The sequence below is a fragment of the Streptomyces sp. MnatMP-M17 genome (assembly GCF_900091995.1).
GTDB lineage: Bacteria > Actinomycetota > Actinomycetes > Streptomycetales > Streptomycetaceae > Streptomyces.
Map to the genome: position 1 here is coordinate 1 of NZ_FMDK01000304.1, position 5310 is coordinate 5310.

Annotated in this window: 5 protein-coding genes and 1 pseudogene; 3 read left to right on the forward strand and 3 right to left on the reverse strand. The window is 69.2% G+C overall.

Features of this window, described 5'->3' with window-relative positions; translation table 11 throughout:
- Positions 1 to 832, forward strand: a pseudogene (locus tag GA0115259_RS14285) (AAA family ATPase); the annotation flags it as partial.
- A gap of 66 nt (positions 833 to 898) precedes the next feature.
- Here the strand turns inward: GA0115259_RS14285 and arfB are convergent.
- Positions 899 to 1330 (reverse strand): alternative ribosome rescue aminoacyl-tRNA hydrolase ArfB, encoded by a 432-nt coding sequence (arfB, locus tag GA0115259_RS14290; RefSeq protein WP_093596133.1) that lies wholly within the window; start codon positions 1328 to 1330, stop codon positions 899 to 901.
- Between the two features lie 231 nt (positions 1331 to 1561).
- Here arfB and GA0115259_RS14295 point away from each other — a divergent pair, with 231 nt between their 5' ends.
- A complete protein-coding gene (locus GA0115259_RS14295; RefSeq protein WP_066955721.1) occupies positions 1562 to 2137 on the forward strand; it encodes a TerD family protein in 576 nt (191 codons plus the stop codon).
- Between the two features lie 114 nt (positions 2138 to 2251).
- Here GA0115259_RS14295 and GA0115259_RS14300 read toward each other — a convergent pair whose 3' ends face one another.
- Entirely contained in the window at positions 2252 to 3730 is a 1479-nt protein-coding gene (locus tag GA0115259_RS14300) for a M1 family metallopeptidase (protein ID WP_093596137.1), read from the reverse strand.
- Positions 3731 to 3931: 201 nt separating this feature from the next.
- Here GA0115259_RS14300 and GA0115259_RS14305 point away from each other — a divergent pair, with 201 nt between their 5' ends.
- Positions 3932 to 4429, forward strand: a complete 498-nt coding sequence (locus GA0115259_RS14305; RefSeq protein ID WP_093596140.1) for a hypothetical protein — start codon at positions 3932 to 3934, stop codon at positions 4427 to 4429.
- A 256-nt stretch (positions 4430 to 4685) separates the two neighbouring features.
- Here the strand turns inward: GA0115259_RS14305 and GA0115259_RS14310 are convergent, their stop codons facing one another.
- A complete protein-coding gene (locus GA0115259_RS14310; protein WP_093596143.1) occupies positions 4686 to 5306 on the reverse strand; it encodes a pentapeptide repeat-containing protein in 621 nt (206 codons plus the stop codon).
- Between the last annotated feature and the right edge of the window lie 4 nt (positions 5307 to 5310).

A 5310-nucleotide genomic window follows, 5' to 3' on the forward strand; every position in this document is an offset into this window, starting at 1 on the left:
GGTGCCCGCCCTGCCGCTCCTGGACGCGGCACGGCAGCGGCTCGGCGACCCGGAGGCGTCGCGCCGTACGCGCCGGAACAAGGCCTCGGTCGCCGCCGAACGCGAGCGCATGGACGGTGTCATCGACAGCCTGCTCCAGAACGTCGTGATCGACGAGAGCGAAGGCGCGATGGGAATGCTGCACGGACAGGACGTACGGGACAGCCTGATCGACGAAAGCGCGCTGCCCGCCGAGGAACCGGACCTGCTCGCGGGCCCGTTCGCCCACATCGTCGTGGACGAGGCCCAGGAACTGACCGACGCCGAGTGGCAGATGCTGCTGCTCCGCTGCCCGTCCCGGAGCTTCACCATCGTCGGGGACCGCGCCCAGGCCAGGCACGGGTTCACGGAGTCGTGGCAGGAACGGCTGAGGCGGATCGGACTCGACCGGATCGACGTAGCCTCCCTGAGCATCAACTACCGGACACCGGAAGAGGTCATGGCGGAAGCCGAGCTGGTCATCCGGACCGTGCTCCCGGACGCCAATGTGCCGACGTCCATCCGCAGCGGCGACGTCCCCGTCGTACACGGATCCGTTTCCGATCTGGACTCGGTCCTCGACGCCTGGCTCGCCGCACATGGAGAAGGGATCGCCTGCGTCATCGGCGATCCCACGTTCCGGGCGACGTCCCGCGTCCGGTCGCTGAGCCCGGAGCTGTCGAAGGGACTTGAGTTCGACCTGGTCGTCCTCATCGATCCGGAGGCGTTCGGCACGGGCGTCGAAGGAGCGGTCGACCGCTATGTCGCGATGACCAGAGCGACCCAGCAGCTCGTCATCCTCACGAGCCCTTGACGCCGGCACGTCGGCCGAGACAACGCGATCGCCGCCCGCCGATCACGACGACCGACCGGAGAGGCCCTAGGTCCAGTCGCGGCCGGTGCGGCCACGCTTCGTCTCGGCGCGCTGCTTCTTCTCGCGGAGTCTGCGCTCGTTGATGCCGCGCGGGATCTTGGTCTTCCTGCGTGCCCGTGGCGGCGGAGCCGTCGCCTCGGCCAGCAGGGACGCGAGCCGCACCGCCGCCGTCTCCCGGTTGCGCCACTGCGAGCGGTACTCCGAGGCGCGTACGGAGATCACGCCGCCCACCAGCCGGTTGGCGAGCCGCTCCAGGGCGCGGTCCTTCCAGACCTGCGGCAGCGCCTCCGTCTTCGCGAGATCGAAGCGCAACTCGACCTGTGAGTCGCTGGTGTTGACATGCTGCCCGCCGGGCCCTGAGGAGCGCGAGAAACGCCACATCAGTTCGGCCTCCGGCAGGGAGACCGAACCGCGGATGACATAAGGAGGCCCGGACATACCTCCATGGTCCCGTGCGCCCGCCCTTCGCGTCACCCTCTTTTCCCGTACCGCGTTCCCGCGCCGCCCTCGCCGCCCTCGATCCCGCGCCGCCCGCGATCCCGCGCCCGCCGTCCGGGTAAAGAAAGTAAAGAGGTACGGAACCTCCCGGTCCCCTGCCCGCGTTATGTCGGGTGACGGTAACTTCGGGACGACTCGAAGTCCGCACACGACAACGAAAGGGACATCCCCATGGCTGTAAGCCTGTCCAAAGGCGGCAACGTCTCCCTCACCAAGGAGGCACCGGGCCTGACCGCCGTCACGGTCGGCCTCGGCTGGGACGTCCGTACCACCACCGGTACCGACTTCGACCTCGACGCTTCGGCCATCGCGGTGAACGGCGGCGGAAAGGTCGTCTCCGACGGCCACTTCGTCTTCTTCAACAACAAGTCGACGCCGGACCAGACGATCGTCCACACCGGTGACAACCGCACGGGCGCGGGCGAGGGCGACGACGAGGCGATCAACGTCAATCTGGCGGGTCTGCCGGCCGATGTCGACAAGATCGTCTTCCCGGTCTCCATCTACGACGCCGAGACCCGCAGCCAGAACTTCGGCCAGGTGCGGAACGCGTACATCCGCATCGTCAACCAGGCCGGCGGCGCCGAGATCGCCCGCTACGACCTGAGCGAGGACGCCGCCACCGAGACCGCGATGGTCTTCGGCGAGCTGTACCGGAACGGCGCGGAGTGGAAGTTCCGCGCGGTCGGCCAGGGCTACGCCTCGGGCCTGGTCGGTATCGCCACGGACTTCGGCGTCAACCTCTGACCCGGAAGCATCCGCCCGAACGCCCTCGCGGGCCTCTCGCGGGGGCGTTCGGCTGGGCGGGGCGGTTTCCGGCCGAGCGGAGGCAGCCAGGACAGTTACCGACCGCTGCGACCGTCAGTCCAGCGGCGGCTTCTCGTCGCCGTACAGCCAGGTGTCCCAGATGCCGCTGAGGTCACGGCCCGCCTGCCGCTCCACATAGGTCGTGAAGTCATGGGTGTCGGCGTTGCCATGACGGTACGTCTCCAGCCAGCCGCGCACGATCCGGAAGAAGGCCGCGTCGCCCACGGCCTCCCGTACCCGCTGGACGACCATGGCGCCGCGCCCGTACACCGGCGCGTCGGAGATATTCACGGCGGAGGGCGGCTTGGCGGGCGGGAACGCCCAGTTGTCGTCGTCCTCGTACGCCTCCTCGAAGCTCTGCCGCACCGGCACCCGTTCGGTGTGCTCCGTCCAGAGCCACTCCGTGTACTCCGCGAAGCCTTCGTTGAGCCACATGTCGCGCCATGACTTGGGAGTGACGGAGTTCCCGAACCACTGGTGGGCCAGTTCGTGCACGAGTGTCGCGACGCTGGTGGGACCGGGGAGGAAGGGCCTGTTCTGGGTCTCCAGGGCGTACTGGGAATCGCCTTTCCGTCCGATGATCACTCCGGTGGAGGAGAAGGGATACGGCCCGAAGGTCTTCTCCTGCCAGGTGATGATCCCGGGAAGCTCGGCGAGGAGCCGCGCGCTGTCGGCGGCGACGGCGGGATCGACGGCGGAGTAGATGGGCAAAGGGCCCACCGTGGCGACACCGGCGCCGGTACCGGCACCCGCCTTGTCCGCGCTGTTCCCCGACTTCTTCCCTGCCTTCTCCGCTGCCTTCTTGACCGGTTTCTCCTCAGCCCTTTCCGCCGTCCCGGTCTTGTAGGGACCGATGGCGACGGTGGCCAGATAGCTGGCCATCGGCTGCGCGGAGTGCCAGTCGAAGGAGGTACGGCCGGCCGTCGTACGCTCGCTCCTCAGCTCACCGTTGGAGACGGCCTTCATACCCTCGGGCACGGTGATCCGGATGTCGTACGACGCCTTGTCGCTCGGGTGGTGGTTGCCCGGGAACCACGCCATCGAGCCGGTCGGCTCCCCCAGCCCCACCGCGCGCTCGCCCGATCTCAGCCATCCCTCCTCCGACTCGTCGGGATCCGTGATGCGCCGCGGTACGCCGGAGTAGTGAACGACCGTACGGAAGGTGTCCCCACGGCCGACGGCGTCGTGCGGCCGGAGCGTGAGTTCCGTACCGGCGCGGTGGAGCGCGGCCCTCTCGCCGTCGACGGTCACGGAATCGACCTTCATTCCCGCGAAATCGAGATTGAAGGCGCTGAGATCCTGGGTGGCGCGGGCGGTGATCTCGGCGGTTCCGCGGAGCCGTCCGGTGGCGGGCGCGTAGTCGAGAGTCAGACCGTAATGCTGAACGTCATAGCCGCCATTGCCGAGCCGCGGAAAATACGGATCCCGCACCCCCGCGGCCCCGGGCCGCCCGCGGACAGCGCCATCGCCGGAGCAACCGGCGCAGCCGGTGAGAACAAGAAGGGTGAGAGGAAGGGCCAGACGCTTGTCCACCCCATGATCGTAGGTCCCTCAGTCAGAACTCGCCGGTATCGATCTCGAACCCCAGAGGCTCAGGAAGCGGAACCGGCTCGGAGATGTTGTACGGAACCTTGCGCGCGTACTCCTCACCGACGGGCACCGTGATCGGCCGGCCCAGGAGGCCGTCGGCCGGCCCCGGGACTCCGTCGAACGTGGTCGTGACACCATCGGGCCGTGCTCGACATCGGTTACTCCCTCTCCCGTCGCTTTCCCGATCCGCCGCAGACCGACTACCGGCGTGCGGATGTCCAGGCGCTGCGGCATGACCTGTTCTGCGGGGATGTCTATCTCGCGGACACCAAGGCGGACCGGGAGCTGTCCACCGCCTGGGGATGGGTGCCGGTGCTCGACTTCGCTTGGGCGCTGTGCGACATCGTCGAGCAGCTCGACCGCGATCCGCGCGGCAGCCGTGCGGCCAAGCCGCAGTACGCCGAGCTGGACTTCACCGAGTCGGCCGACCGTATGCTCTTCCAGCGCCGCTTCGGCTGGGTCGATGTGGAGGCCGACTGGATGCCCGGCGACGAGCCTCCGCTGACCTTCAGCCACCGTCTGCTCCGCCGCGAGGCCCGCGACTTCCTGCACGATCTGATCGCGGATCTCGCCGACATGCACGAGGGCCTGGCCGACAACCCGGTCATCTGGGACCTCCAGTCCCGCTTCCCCCGCGTCTGAGCGGGACGGCGCGGCACGGCGCCGGCCGGCCTCGTCCGCCTGCCGGGCACCTCACCGGCACATCGTCCGCACACAGCCCTCGCATCGTTCTGCGCGCGGCCAGGAGTACATCCCGGAGCTCCGGGCAGACGTCGGATGCCGGGGCACCGCCGGGAACGGGCGACCGCTTCCTCCCCCCACAGAGAAGGCGTGCCCCCGGAGCACCACGCAGGCCCCGGTCCACTCCCCCCAGGCCGGGGCCTCCGGTCTGTCCCGGTCAGTCCTCCACCCGCACGCCTATCTGCGCCGCGAACGCCGGTGCCAGGTGCAGCAGTTGCGCCGAGCTGATCACCGCTCCCGCCAGCCGGTCCAGGCCGCGCGCGATGTCCAGCTCCGCGACCGTCCGCAGATCGACGTCCTTCAGCCGCGCGCCGCTCAGATCGGCCCGCCGGAGCACACAGTCCCGGAACTCCACCCGCTCCAGCACCGCCTCGCCGAAGTCCGCCTCGGACAGGACACAGCTCTCGAAGACCACATCCTTCAGCCGGGCCTTGCGCAGATTCGCGTAATCGATCTTCCCGCCCCGGATCAGCACCCGCTCCAGTACCGCGCCATGGAGCTGCACTCCGCCCAGACGCGCGTCCACCACCTCCACATCGCGCAGTGACGCGCCCGCCATGTCCGTGCCCACTCCCCGGACACCGCTCAGCACGGAATCGATGAACCGCGTCCGCCCCAGGGCCGTCCCGTCGAGCACGCACTCCCGCAGCGCGCAGTCGATGAACCGGGCGCCCGGCCCTTCCTGCCCCGTCAGTACGAGGTCCTTGAACTCCAGTCCGTCGTAATCCCCGTCCGGCTCCAGCCCACCGCCGTACGGGCTCAGCGGCGGCAGCCGCACCCCC

Bases quoted from the DNA above. Each gene is read 5' to 3' on its own strand.
- arfB (WP_093596133.1), bottom strand. From the start codon at position 1,330: ATGTCCGGGCCTCCTTATGTCATCCGCGGTTCGGTCTCCCTGCCGGAG.
- GA0115259_RS14295 (WP_066955721.1), top strand. From the start codon at position 1,562: ATGGCTGTAAGCCTGTCCAAAGGCGGCAACGTCTCCCTCACCAAGGAG.